The sequence below is a fragment of the Sulfitobacter sp. CW3 genome (assembly GCF_019392245.1).
In the GTDB taxonomy this organism is placed as follows: Bacteria; Pseudomonadota; Alphaproteobacteria; order Rhodobacterales; family Rhodobacteraceae; genus Sulfitobacter.
This window is the reverse complement of record NZ_JAHXRL010000002.1, coordinates 88,022-106,926: the sequence shown is the minus strand read 5'-3', so window position 1 is coordinate 106,926 and position 18,905 is coordinate 88,022. Positions and strand designations below refer to the sequence as shown.

Annotated in this window: 12 protein-coding genes and 1 pseudogene; 8 read left to right on the top strand and 5 right to left on the bottom strand. The window is 56.6% G+C overall.

The window, feature by feature from the left end; genetic code table 11:
* Positions 1 to 94: 94 nt before the first annotated feature.
* The 5 genes from KZZ06_RS03900 (at position 95) to KZZ06_RS03880 (ending at position 12,791) form a co-directional block, all read left to right on the top strand.
* Complete coding sequence (locus tag KZZ06_RS03900) at positions 95 to 607, top strand: hypothetical protein (RefSeq protein ID WP_219578741.1); 513 nt, start codon at positions 95 to 97, stop codon at positions 605 to 607.
* A gap of 55 nt (positions 608 to 662) precedes the next feature.
* Positions 663 to 3,311, top strand: a complete 2,649-nt coding sequence (locus KZZ06_RS03895) for an NEW3 domain-containing protein (protein WP_257884200.1) — start codon at positions 663 to 665, stop codon at positions 3,309 to 3,311.
* A gap of 97 nt (positions 3,312 to 3,408) precedes the next feature.
* Positions 3,409 to 9,147, top strand: coding sequence for a hypothetical protein (locus KZZ06_RS03890; RefSeq protein WP_219578740.1), 5,739 nt, complete (start codon positions 3,409 to 3,411; stop codon positions 9,145 to 9,147).
* A 252-nt stretch (positions 9,148 to 9,399) separates the two neighbouring features.
* Entirely contained in the window at positions 9,400 to 10,113 is a 714-nt protein-coding gene (locus KZZ06_RS03885) for a hypothetical protein (protein WP_219578739.1), read from the top strand.
* Positions 10,114 to 10,838: 725 nt separating this feature from the next.
* Entirely contained in the window at positions 10,839 to 12,791 is a 1,953-nt protein-coding gene (locus tag KZZ06_RS03880; RefSeq protein WP_219578738.1) for a hypothetical protein, read from the top strand.
* Between the two features lie 21 nt (positions 12,792 to 12,812).
* Here the strand turns inward: KZZ06_RS03880 and KZZ06_RS03875 are convergent, their stop codons facing one another.
* The 4 genes from KZZ06_RS03875 to KZZ06_RS03860 all read right to left on the bottom strand — a co-directional run bounded on the left by KZZ06_RS03875 (position 12,813) and on the right by KZZ06_RS03860 (position 16,633).
* Entirely contained in the window at positions 12,813 to 14,258 is a 1,446-nt protein-coding gene (locus tag KZZ06_RS03875; RefSeq protein WP_219578737.1) for a coniferyl aldehyde dehydrogenase, read from the bottom strand.
* 105 nt (positions 14,259 to 14,363) lie between these two features.
* Positions 14,364 to 15,257, bottom strand: coding sequence for a DMT family transporter (locus tag KZZ06_RS03870; protein WP_257884199.1), 894 nt, complete (start codon positions 15,255 to 15,257; stop codon positions 14,364 to 14,366).
* Between the two features lie 186 nt (positions 15,258 to 15,443).
* On the bottom strand, positions 15,444 to 16,028 hold the full coding sequence (locus KZZ06_RS03865; RefSeq protein WP_257884198.1) for a 3'-5' exonuclease: 585 nt from the start codon (positions 16,026 to 16,028) through the stop codon (positions 15,444 to 15,446).
* Positions 16,025 to 16,633: a TetR/AcrR family transcriptional regulator gene (locus tag KZZ06_RS03860; protein WP_219578736.1), complete on the bottom strand. Its 609-nt coding sequence runs from the start codon at positions 16,631 to 16,633 to the stop codon at positions 16,025 to 16,027. The genes KZZ06_RS03865 and KZZ06_RS03860 overlap by 4 nt, the downstream gene beginning before the upstream one ends.
* Positions 16,634 to 16,758: 125 nt before the next feature.
* Between KZZ06_RS03860 and KZZ06_RS03855 the strand changes: the two are divergent.
* Positions 16,759 to 17,325 (top strand): annotated as a pseudogene (locus tag KZZ06_RS03855) (haloalkane dehalogenase).
* Complete coding sequence (locus KZZ06_RS22460) at positions 17,282 to 17,560, top strand: hypothetical protein (protein WP_257884248.1); 279 nt, start codon at positions 17,282 to 17,284, stop codon at positions 17,558 to 17,560. Before KZZ06_RS03855 ends, KZZ06_RS22460 begins: the two are co-directional and overlap by 44 nt.
* A 99-nt stretch (positions 17,561 to 17,659) precedes the next feature.
* Here KZZ06_RS22460 and KZZ06_RS03850 read toward each other — a convergent pair whose 3' ends face one another.
* Positions 17,660 to 18,298, bottom strand: a complete 639-nt coding sequence (locus KZZ06_RS03850; RefSeq protein WP_219578735.1) for a TetR/AcrR family transcriptional regulator — start codon at positions 18,296 to 18,298, stop codon at positions 17,660 to 17,662.
* A 142-nt stretch (positions 18,299 to 18,440) separates the two neighbouring features.
* Between KZZ06_RS03850 and KZZ06_RS03845 the strand changes: the two genes are divergently transcribed.
* Positions 18,441 to 18,905, top strand: a complete 465-nt coding sequence (locus KZZ06_RS03845) for a (2Fe-2S)-binding protein (RefSeq protein WP_219578734.1) — start codon at positions 18,441 to 18,443, stop codon at positions 18,903 to 18,905.

Here is an 18,905-nt window from a genome sequence, read left to right as displayed (position 1 = left end):
ATCCAATTCCCTTGATGCAGTAATAAGCGGCGCTTGTGCTGAGCCCGTTGATTGCAACTGTCGGATTAGAACCCGGCCTCAATGGGAAACATATATGCTTATTCATCTCCCCCTGATCTCCCGGGCTGCATTCGCCGGGGCGGCACTTTCGATGGTCGGTTTCGCGGCCTCCGCAGAAGCTCTTTCCAGTACGTTTTCGTTTCGTGTCGTCGAAGTGACCGAGGACGGACAAGAGCAACTCGCCGAGCGCGGCACCGTCCGTCCGGGCGAAATAATCCACTATCAACTGAGCCACGAGAACACGACCGCTGACGCCATGGCGGGGATCGTCATTGCGGCCCCGGTGCCCCAAGGCGTCACGCTGACGCTTGGTGGCGAAACCACCTCGGTCAAGGCGGTTTTCGAGGTTCAGGCCGAACTTGATCCCGAGCAGGAAGGCCTTGAGTGGTCGACACTGCCCGCGATGCGCATGGTGGCCGACGCTGATGGCACCCTGAACGAAGAACCGCTGCCAGAAGCCGAGATCGCATCTGTCCGCTGGACATTCTCTGAACCGCTCAACGCAGGCGAAACCGCCTTCAATACATACCGCGTCCGCGTCGATTGATCCGTCGTGCTGTCCCAACTCTGAATTTAAACACTAAGATCAAGGAAACTTTGCATTGGCTTATCATTCTCTCTTCATGCGTTCCGCAAGTGCGGCAGCCGTTGGTGCCGCCCTCGGATCTGCTGCGTTCGGCGCGTCCCCCGAAGCAGGCGCAGTTATCGGCAACCAAGCTGTTGCGACCTATACCAACTCGGCCGGTGACACGATCACGGTGACGTCGAACACGGTCGAAACGATCGTGCAGCAGGTTGCCGGCGTCACACTGACATCTAACAACACCGAAACCATTGCACCCGGTGGGAAAGCATTCCTGCCGCACATCATCACCAACGAAGGCAACGGGGCTGACAGCTTCTTGCTGACTGCGGTCGAGGCCGACACCGGTACACTTGATACGACGCAGTTGGTATTCTATCCGGATGCCAACATGGACGGCGTCGCCGACAGCGCGACACCGCTAACGTCCACCCCGGTTCTGGCTCCCGGCGAGCAGTTCGGTGTGGTCATCGAAGCCTCTGTCGCGTCGACCGCGACTGGCACCGATACGATCACCATCACTGCGACGTCGGCGCTAGACGGCACTGAACTTGATATCAACACGGATACCCTGACCATTTCGAACGACGCCATCGTCGAACTGGTCAAGTCGATGGTCGCGGATGCAGCTTCGGGCGGCAACCCCGACATCATTGATGCGGGCGACACCGTGACCATCACCCTGACCTATTCCAGCACCGGTTTAGCGGCTGCGAATAACTATGTGGTACAGGACGTTCTGGACGGCAATCTGTCCTATGTGCCGGGATCGGCGCGTTGGTCCGACGCGGCAGCCCCGCTGGATGACGACAACGCCTCGACGCTTGCCGATGGCACCAACGGGTCGGGCGAAACCATCGCCTGGGATTACGACGATGGGCAGACAGTTAATTTCAATATCTCTTCCGTTGCTTCGGGCCGCTCTGGCAGCGTGACGTTCCAAGCGGTTGTCGCCAGCACCGCCAACGCGGGCCTGATCACCAACGTGGCCAGCCAAGACGTAGACGGGGTTGCCTTTCCACCGTCGAACACCGCCTCGATCGTAGTTGATAACCAATACGCGATTGCGGTTGCGGATACGGCGATCAACGGGGACGGAACCGCGAACGGTACCATCGCTTCGGCGACGGATGATGATGCGGCCAACAACGACATCGTGACCGAGACCGGAGATGTCTATCAAGGCGGCGTGATCCGTCAGGAGTTTGTGCTGACCAATCTGTCCAATCAGGCCGATAGCATGACGCTGCAAGTCGCCAACGTCGACTTTCCCGCAGGCACGACATTCCGCTTTGTCGGTGCCGACGGTGTGACCCCGGTCGTCGGTTCAATTGGCCCGCTCGCAATCGGAGGCAGCGCCAAGGTAACCCTGATCGCGACGCTTCCGACCGACCTGACACCGACCGCCACCACCGATTACACGGCGACGATCACCACGATCTCTGACTCGTCAGGCGTGTCGGATGTGTCGACCGCCGAATTCTCCGGAGAGGTTCTTGCAGCTACGGTCGATCTTGAGAACGGTGTTGCAGGTGTCGAGGGCGATGGCGCGGTGCCGACCAACGCAGGCGATCCGTGGATCACCACGACAACCGATCCAGGCCAACCTGTCACGTTCGACATGGTGGTGCAGAACGAAGGTCCGGTCTCTGACAGCTTCAACCTGTCGCTGGCTCAGGCGCTGCCTGATGGCTGGACTGTCGAGTTCCGCGCAGCCAACGGCAGCATTGCCACCAACACCGGGACCATTCCGGCAGATGGTAGCTCGACCTTCCAGGTTGTCGTGGTTCCGGCTGATGACACGCTTCCGAGCGATACGCTGGTCGATATCGCGCTGGTATCTTCGGTGTCCGGTCAGGGTGACCGCATCGTCAACCAGGTCACGGTCAACGAAATCTACGACGTAAAGATCATCGACGACCAAAGCGCGCAGGCCGCACCCGGTGGCATCGTTGAGTTGACCCACACGGTCACCAACGAAGGCAATACAGTCATCACCGAAGGGGCAATCCTTGAAAGCGGTCTAAGCAACTTCTCGGGCGCGATCTTTTGGGACGTGAACGGTAACGGGGTGATCGATGCAGCCGAGCCGGTGATCGACAACTTTGACGACCTGACAGACGGCATTGCGCCCGGCGTCAATGGCCTTGCTGCGGGGGATAGCATCTCGCTGATCTACCGTGTGCAGACACCGTCGACGGCGACGCCAGGTGTAACCGAAATCGGTTCGCTCAGCCTCGGGGCGGCGCTGAACGGGGGTACTGCTACGGATGCCGACACCACCGACAACGCGGTCGAGGACCGGATCACTATCATCTCGGGGGATATGACGCTGAACAAGTATCAGACGATCGATGCTGATTGTGATGGTGCCACTACGCCGGACAGCGCGTTCACCAAGACCCGTCAACCTGTCGAACCCGGTCAGTGCATACGCTACATGATCGAGGCAGAGAACACCGGCTCTTCTCCCGCAACCAACGTCGTCATCTCTGACGCAGCGCCCGCATATACCGCAGTGACAAACTGTGGCGGCCTTTGCGACGAGGATCTATTCCCGGCAGGTAGCACCGCAACGGTCACCTCGACCAGCGTATCGAGCGATCATGGCTCGATCCTGCCGGGTGGGGTCGCAAGGTTAGAATTCACTGTTCAGGTGAGCAACTAAGCGAACCCAGGTGCCCCCGGCTGTTCCCCCCAACCTACCCGGGGGCACCTCTTTCTGACCTATCCCCAAAATTCGTATTCAATTTAGGAGCAATCTGGTGCGCAGTTGTCTTCAGAAAGCGGGCCTCGGTGTCGCGACGTTCTTCCAGACCGTCGCGCTGCTGTGTGGTCTTCTTCCCCAGCCATCCAAGGCAGACCCGGTTCCAGGCGGCACCCTAATCCGCAACGTTGCACAATCGTCCTATTTCAATATCGCCCTCGGGATCGTCGAGACCGTGTTCTCCAACCCGGTCGAGGCGAGGGTGCTTTCGGTGCCGAACATCGAGATCACCGGATACTCCGAACTTTTGCTCACCCGTGGCGCGTTGGCGCAGTACCACTTTGAAGTGTTGAACAGCGGGAACGTACCGCTTGATGCGGTCATGCGCGTCGAAGACCGTACCGGCGCAGGGCTGACCGGAAATGGACAATTGGTGGCAGACCAGAATGGCAACGGTGTTGTCGATGATGGCGAAAGAGCATTCGATCTGACGGCACCGATTACTTTGATGGCGGGTGAGCGTCTTCAGCTGATCTATGAATTCCGCGTTTCGGAAAATGCGGTTCCCGGCGATACGCTGGGCTCGACCCTTCTTGTGACCGCGTCGTCCGATGCCGATATCGAAACCCAGGCCCCTCTAAACGGCCAAGCGCTTGGCAAGACACTCATTGTCAGCGGTACGCTTGAGATTGAAAAGGTTCAATCTGCGCGCGAGACCGAAGCGGCGACTGTGATCGACTACACGTTGCGGATCCGCAATAACTCCGAACAGTCTATCATAGGCTATTCCGCCATCGACGGCGAAACGCTGCGCATCGACGGTGTCGTCCGCACCGGCGTGCTGGTCCGGGACGTGATCCCGCTTAACACTGTTTTTCGCAGCGTGATCCAGACCGGCGGCATGGTGGCGCTATTTCACAGCGCTGGCGATCCGCTACATGACTACCGCACGGCCCAGCCCGGGCGGGTCGATGACATCGATGCCGTGGGCTTCTTTCTTGAAGGCGATTATATCGTTGGCCGCGCGACCGATCCCGTCTTTTCGGTCAGCTTGCCTGCTGCGCTCGGTGATGTGGATGTTGTGAACACGGCGGCTGCCTATCTTGAAAATGACGGGCAAAGTGCGGTGCAGGCGTCGAACACGACGATCTTTACCCGCAATGGAGACAGCTCTGGTGCGCTGCACTTCGAAGACCCCGCCACCGGGGCGATGCAAGCCTTTGGCACGCCAGGCACCGATACCCGTCTGCGCCTGACATCGGGCGGCTGTAACCTGACGTCTGGCGTTGATGTGACGACGGTCACCATCCGCAGCGCCCAGACTGGCGACATTGAGACCGTGACCGCGACCGAGACCGGCGCAAACACTGGCATCTTCTTGACCTCCGCCTTGCCGATGGCGCGCATGGACACGGCGACATCGGGCGATAGCGTGATGGCCACCACCGATGGCGATACCTTGATCGCGACTGCCCGATGCAACGGCACGTTGCTGACTGACGACCTGTTGATCAATCCGGGCAATTTTCTATTTAACTCGCTGTCCAATGCGGCAATCGAGGGCATTACGATCGCACTGGTCGACGTCGCCTTGAACCGCGAAATTTCGCGCAGCGTCACCGATCCACGCGGTTTCTTCGTCTTTGGGCAAATGCCTGCAGGCACGTACCGCTATGACGTTATCAACGCGCCGGCATGGGTATTCCCATCGTCACGCAACGACTTTTCCGGGTTCACCAGGATCACGACCGAGGCGGGTTGGGGTGACGCGTTTAGCCACGCCGGCGGAATGGTCTATAATTCGGACATTCCCGTCGACCCCTACTATGGGACACCGCTATCGTTGCAAAAGACCACTGACCGTGATGTCGTGAGCCAAGGCGAATTTGTGATCTATACGCTGGGCTTTAGCAACAACATGCGTCAGGCGCTTATCGGTGCCGAACTGCTGGACCGCCCGCCGCATGGTGTGACGCTGGTGCCGGGATCGGTCATGCTGGATGGCGAACCGCTCGAGGATCCCGCGCGCGGGCAGGGGGGGGACATGCTCTTTGACCTTGGCCAGATCGGGCCGCTGTCCGAGCACGAGCTGACGTATGTAATGCATTTCACGGCGGCCGCACGCGAGGGGCGCAACGAAAACACTGCCGTACTGTCAGGTCGTCAGGCGGGTACGGGAACGCTGCGCGAATCCAATGTTGCGCGCGCCATGGTCCGGCTCGACAATTCCGGTGGGGTTCTGGCACGCCAAGGTACGGTTATTGGGTCGGTCTTCATGGATTGCGATGCGAATGGTATCCGGGGCGATGCGCCGGAACCCGGCATCCCGGGCGTCCGGATCGTCACACAAGAGGGCCTGACGGTCGTCACCGACATTGACGGAAAATACTCGCTCTATGGTTTGCGTCCGGTCACCCATGCATTTCTTGTGCAGAATGAAACCTTGCCCAAAGACACCCGCGTTCAGGTTACACGCACCAATGATCTCGGGCAGGGTGGCTCGCGTTTGATCCCGCTGCGTCGCGGTGAAATGCGCGCAGAACACTTTGCCGTGGCCGAATGCACCCCCGAGGCGCTGGCTGAAGTCGCAGAGCGTCGCGAGCATTTTAAAGATAACCAGAAGGTAAATTCACTCAACGCCGCCGATATGCCAATCGAAGGCGCGCGCGCACCGAACCGTTCTTCGCGCGGGCAATCCGGTATCGCGACGACAACCCAGCTGACCCCTAACATGCTGACCGCAGACAAGGTGCTGGCTGCAAATGTCGCCGTCGTGGCCGCAGCGGCGGCCCGGAGGCAATCACTGGACGAGATGATCCGGACACTGGATTCCGAACTGGGGTTCGTTGACCTTGAGGAGGGTCAAACCGTCGACCGCAACACCCAGAACATCCGGGTGAAGGGCAAGGCCGACCTCACGCTGGCGCTGATGCTGAACGGTCGCGAACTTGGCGCTGACCGTATTGGCGAACGTACCAGCTGGGAGAAAAATAATGTCCAAGCGCTGGAATACATAGCCGTTAAACTGGGCGCGGGAAAAAACACGCTGACCCTGATCGGTAGGGACGGGTTCGGCATCGAACGTGCGCGCAAAGACATCACCTTGATGGCACCGGGCACCCCCGCAAAATACGAGATCATCCTGCCGGAAACTGCCTCGGCCTCGCCCGGTTCAGTGGTACCCGTCGTGGTACGTGTGCTCGACGTGCGCGGGATGCCGGTTCCGGCCTCGGGGACGGTGACGCTGCATGCGCGCTTGGGCTTGTGGGACGTAGACGATATTCGTGCGGGCACCCCCGGCGTGCAGGCGTACCTCGACAATGGCGAGGCGACATTTGACTTGATCCCGCCGCAAGTATCGGGGTCGGATCTTGTTACTGTGACGGGGGCATTTGGCAGGACAGAGGCGACCATTATCTTTACCCCTGACCTAGACGAACGCATTCTAATTGGTGTGATTGAAGGTGCTGTATCGCTGGGCAAGAACAGCGACGGATTGCTGGACAAAGACCAGTTCAGTTCCTTTGAGGACACGGCAACCGGCGTGCGCGGCGAGGTCTACCTGAAAGGTGCGATCCGTGGCGATGCGCTGTTGACCCTGCGCTATAGCTCGGACCGCGACACCGAAGATCGACTGTTCCGCGACATCCGCGGCGACCAGTATTACCCGGTCTACGGCGATAATTCCGAACGGGGCCAAGACGCGCAATCGTCGGAAAACCTGTTCGTCAAAGTGGAAAAGGGCCGGTCCTACATCCTGTACGGAGACATCGCCATCGAACCCGAATCCAGCGCGTTCAAACTGGACGGGATGCGCCGTGTCGCCACTGGGGCAAAGGGCCATTGGGAAAACGACAAGGTGTCGGTCACTGTCTTTGGTGCCCGCACGGCGCAGGAACAGATGGTGCAAGAAATCCGCGGTCGCGGCGTTTCGGGTCCCTATGATTTGAATTTGAGCGGCTATGTACAAGGCTCAGAGAGGGTAGAAGTTCTGGTTCGCGACGAACAGGGTGACGATATCCTGACGAGCACCCCGATGCGTCGGGGGACGGATTACATCCTAGATTTCTTCCGCAACACAATCACCTTTGACGCGCCCGTCCGCCAGTTCGATCTGGATGGCAATCCGGTGTCGATCCGTGTCACCTATGAGGTCGAAAATGAGGGTGCTGAAAAGTACTGGCTTTATGGCGGCGAGGCGAATTACGCCGTGGGCGAACGTACGACCATCGGTGCCCGCGCGGTGCATGCCGACGCCCCAATCGGCAACCCGGCCCGCGAGCGGCTGCAGTCGGGATACATTCGCCACGAGGGCACGACCGGCGCGGTCTGGGAGGCGGAACTGGCCCGCTCAGAGAACGCGCTGGGCGAAGCCGACACTGCCGCGCGGTTATCTTACGAGCTGCAGGTAGAGCGCCAGCGGCTCAGCTTTGAGGCGATCCACACCGGAGAAAACTTTTTGGCGCGCGGTGGGCTTGCCCGCCCCGGCAGCACGCAGATCCGGCTGAGCTATGGCTACGAGATCAACCGCAAAAGTGATCTGACACTGGCTGCCGAATACGTCCGCGACCGGATCAACGACACCAAACGCCTGCAGTTCGAAGCGCTTTATGCCCGCACCCTAAGCAAGCAACTGCGCGGCCGCATCGGCTTTGAGCATCGCCAAGGTCTTACGCAAAACCTCAACGAAAGCGACACGGCACTGGTCTTGGGTGCCCATTGGTCGCCGCAGAACCGGCCCGGCACTGTGATCGAGGCCGAATTGCGCCACCCCCTTGGGGGCAGCGGCGCGGCAACCGAACTGACGCTTGGCCTTTACAGCGAACCGAAACTGGGCTGGCGTGCGTATAACGAGGTCGAACTACACTTTGGCGACGACGCCGTGATGTCCCGCAACACGCTTGGCTTTACCTTCGAGATGAACGAATGGCTCAGCGGTCGGACCGAACTGGCCCGTAGTCCGGGTGACACCGACACCACCTATATTCAGGGGCTGAATGCCGACTTTAAACTGAACAAGACGACGACGCTTGATCTAGGCATCGAACATGCGCGCCTGCTGGACGCGAACGAGACCGAATTGACCAGCTTGGCCGTTGGGGTGAAATGGGGGGGCGGTGATGGCGAATGGATCGGGGACGCGGACTTTGATGCCACATCCGAAGATTCCGGCGAAACCTATTACGCCAGCCTGGGCCTTGCCGGGCAGGTCACACCCGATCTGACTGTACTGGGCCGCACGCGGGCGGCGTTGGACAATCGAAACGGCAAGAGCCAACGGCGGATGCGCACCCGTGTCGGGGCAGCCTACCGCCCGTTGAGCGATCCGCGCCTCGAAGTTCTGGCATGGTACGAGCATCGCCTTGAGGAAAAGTACAACCGGACCGAAAGCCATCTGTGGTCGGTGAATGCCTCTTACGAGGTCGATGCCGATCTGCGTGTGAACGGAAAATACGCCGGTCAGCACCAAGCGATCGACATGTCGGGTGGCATCGCGGCTAAGTCGCGGACGCAGCTGGTGCAGGCGGGCGTAAACTATGAGTTCGGGAATGACCTGTTTCAGGTCGGTGCAAACGTGGCGCATCTTTGGGATAACACTGGCAACTCGACCAACGGATTGGGTGCCGAGTTCGGATTTGTCCCGACCAAGGGCACGCTGCTGGCGGTTGGCTACAACAAGGCGGGTGAAACGCTGGCGGGGCAAAATGCACTTTACCAAGAAGGTTTCTATCTCCGCTTTAACCTGTTGCTCGACAATTCCCTTTGGAACCAGCTCGACGGTTTCCTCGGTAACTGACTCATCCATCAGTTGCCAGGAAGGACCACGCCGCAAGCGCATCTGCGGCGTGGTCCATTTATAAAACGTTGCGCTGGCAGCGCGCTTCGGACGATACGACCCAAGCCATCCGGTGCTTTCGTGCAGGGAAATATACCAAGCGCGCGGCCCACTATACTTATGCCGCATGAATTGTCTTTTTGCTCAAATGACCGCAATTCTGAAATCCGCCAATATCTCTCCATCGCTGAATAAATAGATGGGGAACAAGAAATGATGATTATGAAAGCAACTGCCGTGTTTTCGCTTTTTACGGTATTTGGCACACAGGTCGCGCAGGCCGACGTGACCACATTCGCGGACCTCCGCATGACGACGGTGGCCGCTGTTTCCTTTCCGGTTTTGCAGACAGATCCCCAACAACGCATCTACCTGAATACGTCGATGTTGCATCAGGCATCAGGGCAGAAGCGCCGCATGATACCAATTGGCGCGAGATCCGGGCCGACTGCGAACTTGAAGCATCTGATTGGTTGGGCTGAAGCGGGGCACCGTGGCTATGACGCTGTACAATACGGCGCATCAGTTCGCCCAGCCAAGCCGCCGACGCGGATGACGATTGATGAAATTTATCAATGGATTGAAGCAACGCCGAACCAGCCCCACGCAATTGGGCGTTACCAGTTCATTCCCGCCACTCTAAAAACCTTGGTTCATGAGTTGGGGTTGTCCCACAATACGCTGTTCACGGACGACGTGCAGGACCGTCTGGCCGACATATTGCTGGAGGATGCTGGCTATAGTCTCTTTATTAGAAGGCAGATCAGCCGTCACACTTTCATGGAAAACCTCGCGCGAATTTGGGCAGGCTTTCCCACCTCGACCGGAAGATCGTATTACGATGGCCATGCTGGAAATCGCGCTGTCATTACCTGGAATGAATTCGACACGCATATGAAGGCAATCTTTGCGAAGAAAAATTCGTGAGAAAAGTACGGCGTAATTCTATGGGGCATGGTGCCCCTTGTAGCCGTCTTTTTCAGAAAAAATACATGCAAATATATGTGTAAATTCGGGAAAATAAACTGCGATATACTTTGATGAATCTTGGGGGGCGTTAAGGCGACCTCAAGTCAAAACAACTTATGTTGCGCCGCGCAGCTGGCTGTCACGACCGATCTTCAGGCACCAGCGGTCGGCGACTGACACATCGCAACCGCTGAGCTGGTCTAGGTGGTGCCATCGGGCGTGACGGCTCTGATGTCGTTCTGGATGGAGAATTTTGGTCACCGCCATCATCCAATCCACCCCAAAACTCAGTTAAAATATTGCAGAAAATGCCAGTTTCATACTGGCATCAAGTGTTTTGCAATGCGTTTCAGGTGAATGGCCGAGGTTGGTCCAAAAATCCCAATAGTATTATTCACCCTATCCTTTTGTGCGTTTGGATATCTTTATATAAATAAAGTATCCATCCCACCTCAAGCGATGCTTGGTTGTTCCGCGTAATCTTCTGTTTAGAGAAACAGGGATTTTAATGTGGAAGATTTTCAAAGTGTATCGTGCTTATCGCCAGCCGTGCAGGTTAGGGTTGCATTTCCGCGTTATTCTTTCTCAAACCTATTCGCTATTTCTGAGAATAGCCGGGATATAATACGCACTACGAATATATCCGGATCACAACTCACGGCTATTTCAACGGGTCAGTTGAAATGCTAGTTCAATCACCCAATACCATTCAACTGTCTGCAGCGAATTGTATCCTTGGTGAACGCGCTGATGACGCATTATTTGGCGGAAATATTCTGGCATCGCGCGGATCAATGTCCGGCCCGGGTAGTTATGAGGAAGCGATACAAGCCCTTAGTGTCAGCGGCTTGCGATACCCCGGCGGGTCCCTGACCGAGCACTATTTCGACATCGAAAACCCGGACGCAAGCACCGCGATTCATGCAGAAACAGGTGAAATAACCACATTCATACCCATTTCAGAATTCTTGAGCTACGCAGAAGAAAACGGTCATGCTGTGACCATCGTTGTCCCGACATGGTACCAGCTGACCGAAGAAACGGATGCGGAAGGGAACCGGAGCGCAGAAATAGACGAAGAAGCGCTGCGTGATTTTATCCACGATGTGGCGTCGGGTGTTTATGGTAGTCCCGAAATTGCCGGAATCGAGATAGGGAACGAATACTGGGGGTCAGGAAAGATGAATGCGGTCGAATATGGCCGCGTATCTTCTGAAATGTCCTTTATCATCAATGATGAATTGAAACTGGTAAATGAAGTTCACGGTATCGAAACTGAATCGGTGAATGTTCTTGTCCAAATGGGAACCAGTTTTGGCGTTTCAAACCTGGCGGTAGAATACGAAGGTTGGGGTGCGGAGGGTGTTATTGACGACCTGTCTGCCAAATACCCAAATGCCGACATTTCATATGATAACATTCGGGGAAATGGTGAGGTCAATTGGGCGGAAGTCAACAATGAGCTGGTCATCATGTCGTTTGACACGCCAGAAAAAATGGAAGCGGTCGATGGCGTTATCGCCCATGTCTATACTTACGGTACCGGTGATCAAACCCGCGGCCTTTATAATCTGGATATCATCAACAACGTCTGGATGGAAAAAGAAGGCTTTGAGGGGTTAGAAATTCACGTCACCGAGTGGAACATGAAATCCACCAGCTCTCTCGACCGTGCTGAAGACTACGGGCTATTTCAGGCCCATGAAATGCTTAACATTGTTGAAAACTTCATGGAAGCCGGCGTAGACCAAGGCCATGTCTGGCCTTTGATCCAAAACACATCAAACCCGTTGTCGGTCGGCTTTGACTATTCCGAGCCCACTGTGCCCGGACAGATGTTTTCCATGATGTCCGAAAACCTACCGGGCAAATCGGTGGTTGATTTCAGTCCCGGCAGTGATCGCAGCACTGAATATTTCGGCGAGGATGTTGATATACATGCCTTCGTGGGCGGCGGCGATATGGTCCTGTACATAGCCTCGAATGCGGACGAAACGACAATCACTGATATCGATATGTCGGGCTTCGTTGCTGGCTTCGACGCGATGGAGGTCAGCGTTCTTGGCGTGGGGGAAGGGCAAAACCCCGGCAGCACTCGGTCGGATGCTGATCTTCAGGAGCTGGATGCAGAAACGGTTTTTCGCGACAATGTGCTTGAGGTCGACCTTGATAGGGGCGAAATCATGCAGGTCGTCATTCGCGGGCTAACGCCGGCCGAAGGGTTTGAACCCTTGATGAATGCCATCGATGAAGCAGCAGACCTTCTCTTCGTTGAGGATGACGGCGATACTTCAACCTCGGTTTTTGCTTTCAACTCGTTTGCAGCAGATGTTGACCTGCAAGCGGCTGGGTTTGCCGCTGTAGAGGACGATACAGTATCCGAAAACACCTCGGATGAATTGATCTTTGAAGACAGCCCCGCAGAATTCCAAAGCTTTGCGTTCAGAAGCGCGGAGTTCGATGCACCCGTCATAACAGATCAGTCGGAGGCAAATTTTGCAGATGAGGCACCGGAGATAACTGATATCCCGGAAGAACCCGATGAGGTCGAAAGCTCAGACGGAGGGGGCTTTGCCGATTTGGGAATAATGCTGGCCTTGTTTCCTGTGTTGGCCCTCGCCGGTTTTGCGGTTTAGGCATGCGCGCGGCAAAGCCGGTTATCTGCGTCCGATTGCTTCGGTTAGCTTGAGCATCCGTTTGACGAAAGGTGTGACCGGCGCGCCGAGCAGGTCGGTGGCGGTGTATTTTACCTGACGATAGATCGCCTTCATGTGCGACAGACGCTCAAAACCGGCTTTGCCGTGGTAATTGCCCGTGCCGCTATCGCCGACGCCGCCAAACGGCAGATTGTCCTGAAGGATGTGCAGCAGCGTGTCGTTGATGGTGACGCCGCCAGCATGGACTTTGGTCAGGACATCCTGACGACGCGCGGCATCTGATCCAAACCAATAAAGCGCAAGCGGGCGGGCGCGATCCTGAACATAGGCCAGCGCCGCGTCGTGGGATTTGACACCGATGATAGGCAACACAGGGCCAAAGATTTCATCTTGCATTACAGCCATTTCAGACGTGGCCCCGGTGATAACCGTCAAGGGCATCATGCGGTTGTCAGCCGAGGCGTGGTCGGATTGTGCCGTTTGCACCGTCGCGCCTTTGTCTTTGGCGTCTTGCACAAGCCCTTGAAGGCGAGCCAGATGGCTAGTGTTGATCACGGCGGTTGCGTCAGGGTTGCCGTCCCATTCGGGGTACATCTCGCGCGCGATATCCAGCAATTGCGCGGCCACGGTTTCGACCTTGTCCTCGGGCACCAGCAGATAGTCCGGCGCGATGCAGATCTGACCACAATTGGTCAGTTTGCCTTTGATAATCCGGCGCAGGGCGCGTGTGACATCGGCGCTGGCATCCAGAATGGCGGGTGATTTACCACCCAGCTCAAGCGTCACGGGCGTGAGGTTGGCAGCGGCAGCCTGTGCCACTTTGCGGCCCACGGCGGTGGAACCGGTAAAGACAATATGATCGAAAGGCAGGTTCGTCATGGCCTGTGCGATATCAGCTTCGCCGCGCACCACGGCCACTTCGTCAGCCGCAAAATGCCGGGTGATCGCGTCATTCAGGGCGTCTGCAAAACGCGGTGTCAGCTCGCTTGGCTTAAGGATCGCGCGATTGCCTGCGGCAAGGGCCGTAACCAGCGGGCATAAAATCAATTGCAGCGGAAAGTTCCACGGCGCGATGATCCCGACCACGCCCAAAGGCTGTGGCAGGATGCTGCTTTTGCCGGGCTTGAACAACAGATGGGTGTGAACCGTGCGGGTCTTCATCCATGATTTCAGATGCTTGCGCGCATGGGTCAAAGCCAACCGGACAACTAGAAATTCGGTCAGGCGCGTTTCAAAGAACGAGCGTTGACCAAAGTCGTCGCTGATTGCTTGGGTGAACCTGTCTTGATATTCGTCCAGCAGGGTTTCCAGCTTCTTGAGACTGGCAAGCCTGTCTTCAAGGCTTGGGAAAGGGGCCGCACGGGCCGCCCCCTTTTGATCATCGAAGAGCCGTTGAAGATGATCCACGTCATTCGAGAACGGGATGATATCGGATGTCATGTTCATTGTACTCTCCCTAGTGATTGCGGTTCGATCAGCGGTGCTATTTGCCAAGATCGTTAAGGATCTAATCCGAGATGCCCCAGACGAAGCTGCGCGACAGCGGCGGTGCTACTGTCGCTTGGTGTTTCGGCCCCGCCAAAGGATGAAGAGGCCGGATAACACAATCAAGCCTGATCCAAACATCATGGAATAGCTTAACTGTTCGCCGAAAAAGGCAATTCCGAACCCTATCCCGAATAGAAGCCGCGTGTATCTGAACGGGGTTACTGCGGACACTTCTCCGGTACGCATCGCTTTCATCAAACATGAATAGGCCGCCACGCCAGCCAGTACTGCACCCAACATGTAGGATGACACCTGAAGATCAAGTGCGACAAAGGCGGTGGATTCCCAGAGGGAAAATAACGCGGCAGCAACGACGATGGACAGAAAGCCGTAAAAGCCAAGCACAGACGTCGTCAAAGAAGCGGGTGCTGCGCGGCTGGCCAAATCGCGCCCCGCAAACCCGATCATCCCGATGATTGCTAAAATCGAGAGCATCGAAAAACCATCCGTCCCGGGCTGCACGATGACGATAACCCCGATCGCCCCGACGGAAATGGCGGCCCATCTGCGCCAACCGACCTTTTCGCCAAACACCAATGCTGCGCCAGCGACCACGACCAGCGGGGTCGCCTGAAGGATCACCGTCGCCGCAGACAACGGGATCAGCGAAATGGCAAGGACATAGAATAGCCGTCCGATAATCTCAAAGCAGACGCGAATACGCATCGGAGGGGACACGACGTCTTTGGTGAACAAGGGCTCTTTGTTCATGGCGGCAATACAAGCGAATAGAAGCGCGCCACCCAACCCAAAGAGGATAAGGATTTGAGCGATCGGTAGCGTCGTGGAGGCGGCTTTGATAAATGTGTCTTCGACCGCAAACCCCGCCATCGAAGCAATCATCCAAACGCTGCCAAGCAGGTTCGCCCTGCGGTCCGTCGCAATGCCACTTATCATTGATATTTCTGCCTTTGCCCTTCGGCTTCGATGCCTGAACTATTGGGACGGGTCAATATATCAGCCGTCATTCGCTGCGTGTTGGTTCATCTGCGTGTGGCCGATATTTGCACCACAGTCCATGTGACGGACCAGTGCCGGCATCTCTGGCCCGGGCGTCTGGATGGCCCCCGAAAACACTGATGTCTAAAAGGGCCAAGAGAGCTGGAAGGGCTTCACTCTTACCGCGTCGCCCGCAGCTGTGCCCCCAGAGGCGGCTTGCGCCCGCAACACGACCATGGCGGCGGCGCGGGCATCTTCGCCGGCGTCGTGGTGATGGAAATCAAGCTGCAGGTACTTTTTGAGGTTGGCCAATCCGTGGCCGCCATTCCCGATCAACTCGGGCCAGGCCGCACGTGCGATGGACACACTGTTTTGCCAACTCAAGCGAGGAAGCGGCAAGCCGTGGGTTTTGCATGCGGCGTTGATCGCGTGTTCGTCAAACCTGCTGTGTTGTACCATCGGATGTCTAGACAGCAGGGGCAACATGTTGGGCCAGATCTGCGCAAAGCTGTGTGCGTCGCGTACCGTGTCCGGGCCGATCCCGTGAAGATCAATGTTAAACGGCGCAAAGGCGACTTGAGGATCGACATATGTCGACCACGTTTGAATGGTTTCGTCATACCCGACACAGGCGATACCGATTTGACAGATGCTCGCGCTGTCACCGCAGGCGGTTTCTACGTCCAGTGCGATGAACTGAAAATCGCCTTCGGGCATGCCGGTGCTCAATGCGATGCTCCGCGCAATCGGGCCTCCAGCGATGTGACCAGATTGTCCGAGTAGGCCCGCAACACTGCGACGTCATCGGTCAGCCGCGCATAGGACCACAGCCCTTGAACCGAGATCATGGTACAGCGCGCGAGATCGTCAATCTGGGCGGTAGTTAGCGTTCCATTTTGACTGTTCTCGTGGGTCAGCACCTTGCGAAAACCATTGGTCAGCCGGTCGCAATGTTCGAGCAGTTTTTCACGGGTTGCCATGTCTTCTATTGCGATCTGGGTCAGCGTGTTCCCGACAAGACATCCAATACCAAAACCATCTGCCGCCTCAAACCTGTTCAGCAGGTTTGACAGATAGGCACGAATTCCGTCCAGCCCGGCACCGGGGGCTTCTACGGGGGCAAATGCGGGGGGCACGACGATCTCTTGATACTTGTCCAGACAGGCATGGAAGAGGTCCTGCTTACCAGAAAAATCACTGTAAATGCTCGCGCGGCTGACGCCCGTTTCGCGCACAAGGTCGCCCATGGAAACGACATGATAGCCGGTCTTCCAAAAGGTACTAAGGGCGCTGTCCAACAGCTTTTCACGGGAATGGGATTTGGCTCTGGGCATATTTTCTCTTGTTTAAGAATGATCGTTCTTCTCCGTCTTTCGCGACTCAACCACAAGCGCAAGGGGCCTCCCGTCTCTACAAATTCCGCGACAAAAAGAAATTAGCCACCGTTCATGGCAAACAGATGGCCTATATCGAAGAGGGCACTGGCGATCCGATCGTATTCCTGCACGGCAACCCGACGTCGTCCTATCTGTGGCGCAACGTGACGCCGCATTTGGCAGGTAAGGGCCGTTTGATTGCCCCCGATCTGATCGGCATGGGGGACAGCGACAAGCTCGATAACTCCGGCCCTGACAGCTAAACTTTCGTCGAACAGCGCAAGTATCTTGTCGCGCTGTTAGAGCAGTTGGGCGTCACCGAAAACGTAACGCTGGTGATCCACGACTGGGGTTCGGGCCTTGGGTTCCACTGGGCGCATATGCACCCCGATGCTGTAAAAGGCATCGCGTTTATGGAGGCGATTGTTGGCACGCGGTCCAGCTGGGATGAATTCCCCGAACGCGCCCGCGAAACCTTTCAGGCGCTCCGCTCGCCCGCGGGCGAAGACATGGTTTTGCAAAAGAACCTGTTCGTCGAGGGGGTTTTTCCTGCGTCGATCCTGCGCAAGCTGGAGGATGAAGAGATGGCCGAGTACCGCCGCCCCTTTGCCAACGCTGACATGGCCACGTCAGATTCCGGTTGCGGGTGATCCGGCGGACGTGTCCGAAATCGTTGATGCCTATGTTGAATGGCTGGCCACAACGCCCACGCCCAAGCTGTTTGTGAACGCTGAGCCGGGGATGCTGATTACCGGCCCCGTCCGCGACGTCGTGCGCAAATGGCCCAATCTGACAGAAGTGACCGTGCCAGGTCTGCACTTTATCCATGAGGATTCGCCCGATGAAATCGGCGAGGCTATCCGCGACTGGCACGCCAACTTGTAATTGATCTGAATAGGCTAGGCGTCGCCGGATCAAACAGACCCCGAAACGCTATCGTCGTCATTTCAATCGCCACTGCGGCATTGGGGTGACGACAGCGTGTTATATGTCGCCGGTTAGCCCACCGCGAGGTCGCACATCATTTCCGTAATGGTTCATCATGATGTCGACCGAGCTTTCAATCATCTTCTCCATTTCAGCGGCCTCGACCAAAGGCGCGCCGAACATGACAGGCCAAAAGGCCTTTCCCTTGAGCAGCGAAATGAATTCCTCGGCCGCCTGACGGGGGTCTTGCAGATCAAGCAGCCCGTCCGCCGCAGCCTCTTTCAACAGTTTTTCAAACGAAGCAGTATAATCGATTTCATTTTGAATTTCGCTGACGATTTGCGGATCACGCAGAATCTCACTCATCAGCATCTTGTTTGCGGTCATAATTTCAGGCGACATAAACAGCCGCGATTGTGCACGCCCCATGTCGGTCAGTTGGGTGCGGATGTCGACGCCGGGCCGGTAACTGACTTTCATGTGGTCCGCAAAGACTGCCCATTGCCGCTGCATCAACGTTTGAAACAACTGTTCCTTGCTTGCAAAATATCGATAGACAGTGCGTTTGGATGCGCCAGCCCGCTTGGATATACGATCCATGCTGGCGGCAAGAAACCCGTTCTCGCAGAACTCGTCAAAGGCTCCGAGCAAGATATCTTCCCGCTTGTCGTCTGAATTTACTGCAGTTTTACTCATACTGAATTTCTACGTGTCGCATTCGATTTCCGTCAATATACATCTTGGGTAAACTTGCGGGTTTACCAGCCGCCTTCTGTCGCATATGGTACACTCATCGGTTTACCCACTTTCGCATCACATTGCCAGATGGAGAATTTTCATGACTATCAAGCTAAAGATTAACGGGGCCGAGCGCTCTGTCGAGGCCGAACCTGGGACCCCGTTGCTTTGGGTGATCCGCGACGAACTGAAACTGACGGGCACCAAATTCGGCTGCGGCGTTGCGTCTTGTGGGGCCTGTACGGTGCATGTCGATGGCGAACCCGTACGATCCTGCCAGACCTACATCGAAGACGTCGAGGGTGCCGAAGTTTCCACCATCGAAGCCATGGGCGACACCAAAATCGGTGCGGCGGTACAGCAAGCATGGAAAGAGTTGGACGTGGTGCAATGCGGGTATTGCCAGTCCGGTCAGATCATGTCCGCCGTCGGTTTGTTGAAACAAACGCCGAAACCGACGTTCGAAGAGATTGACGATTACATGGATGGCAACGCCTGCCGCTGCGCCACCTATCAACGTATCCGCGCTGGCATTCAGCGCGCCGCAGAAATCGTGGAGGGTTAA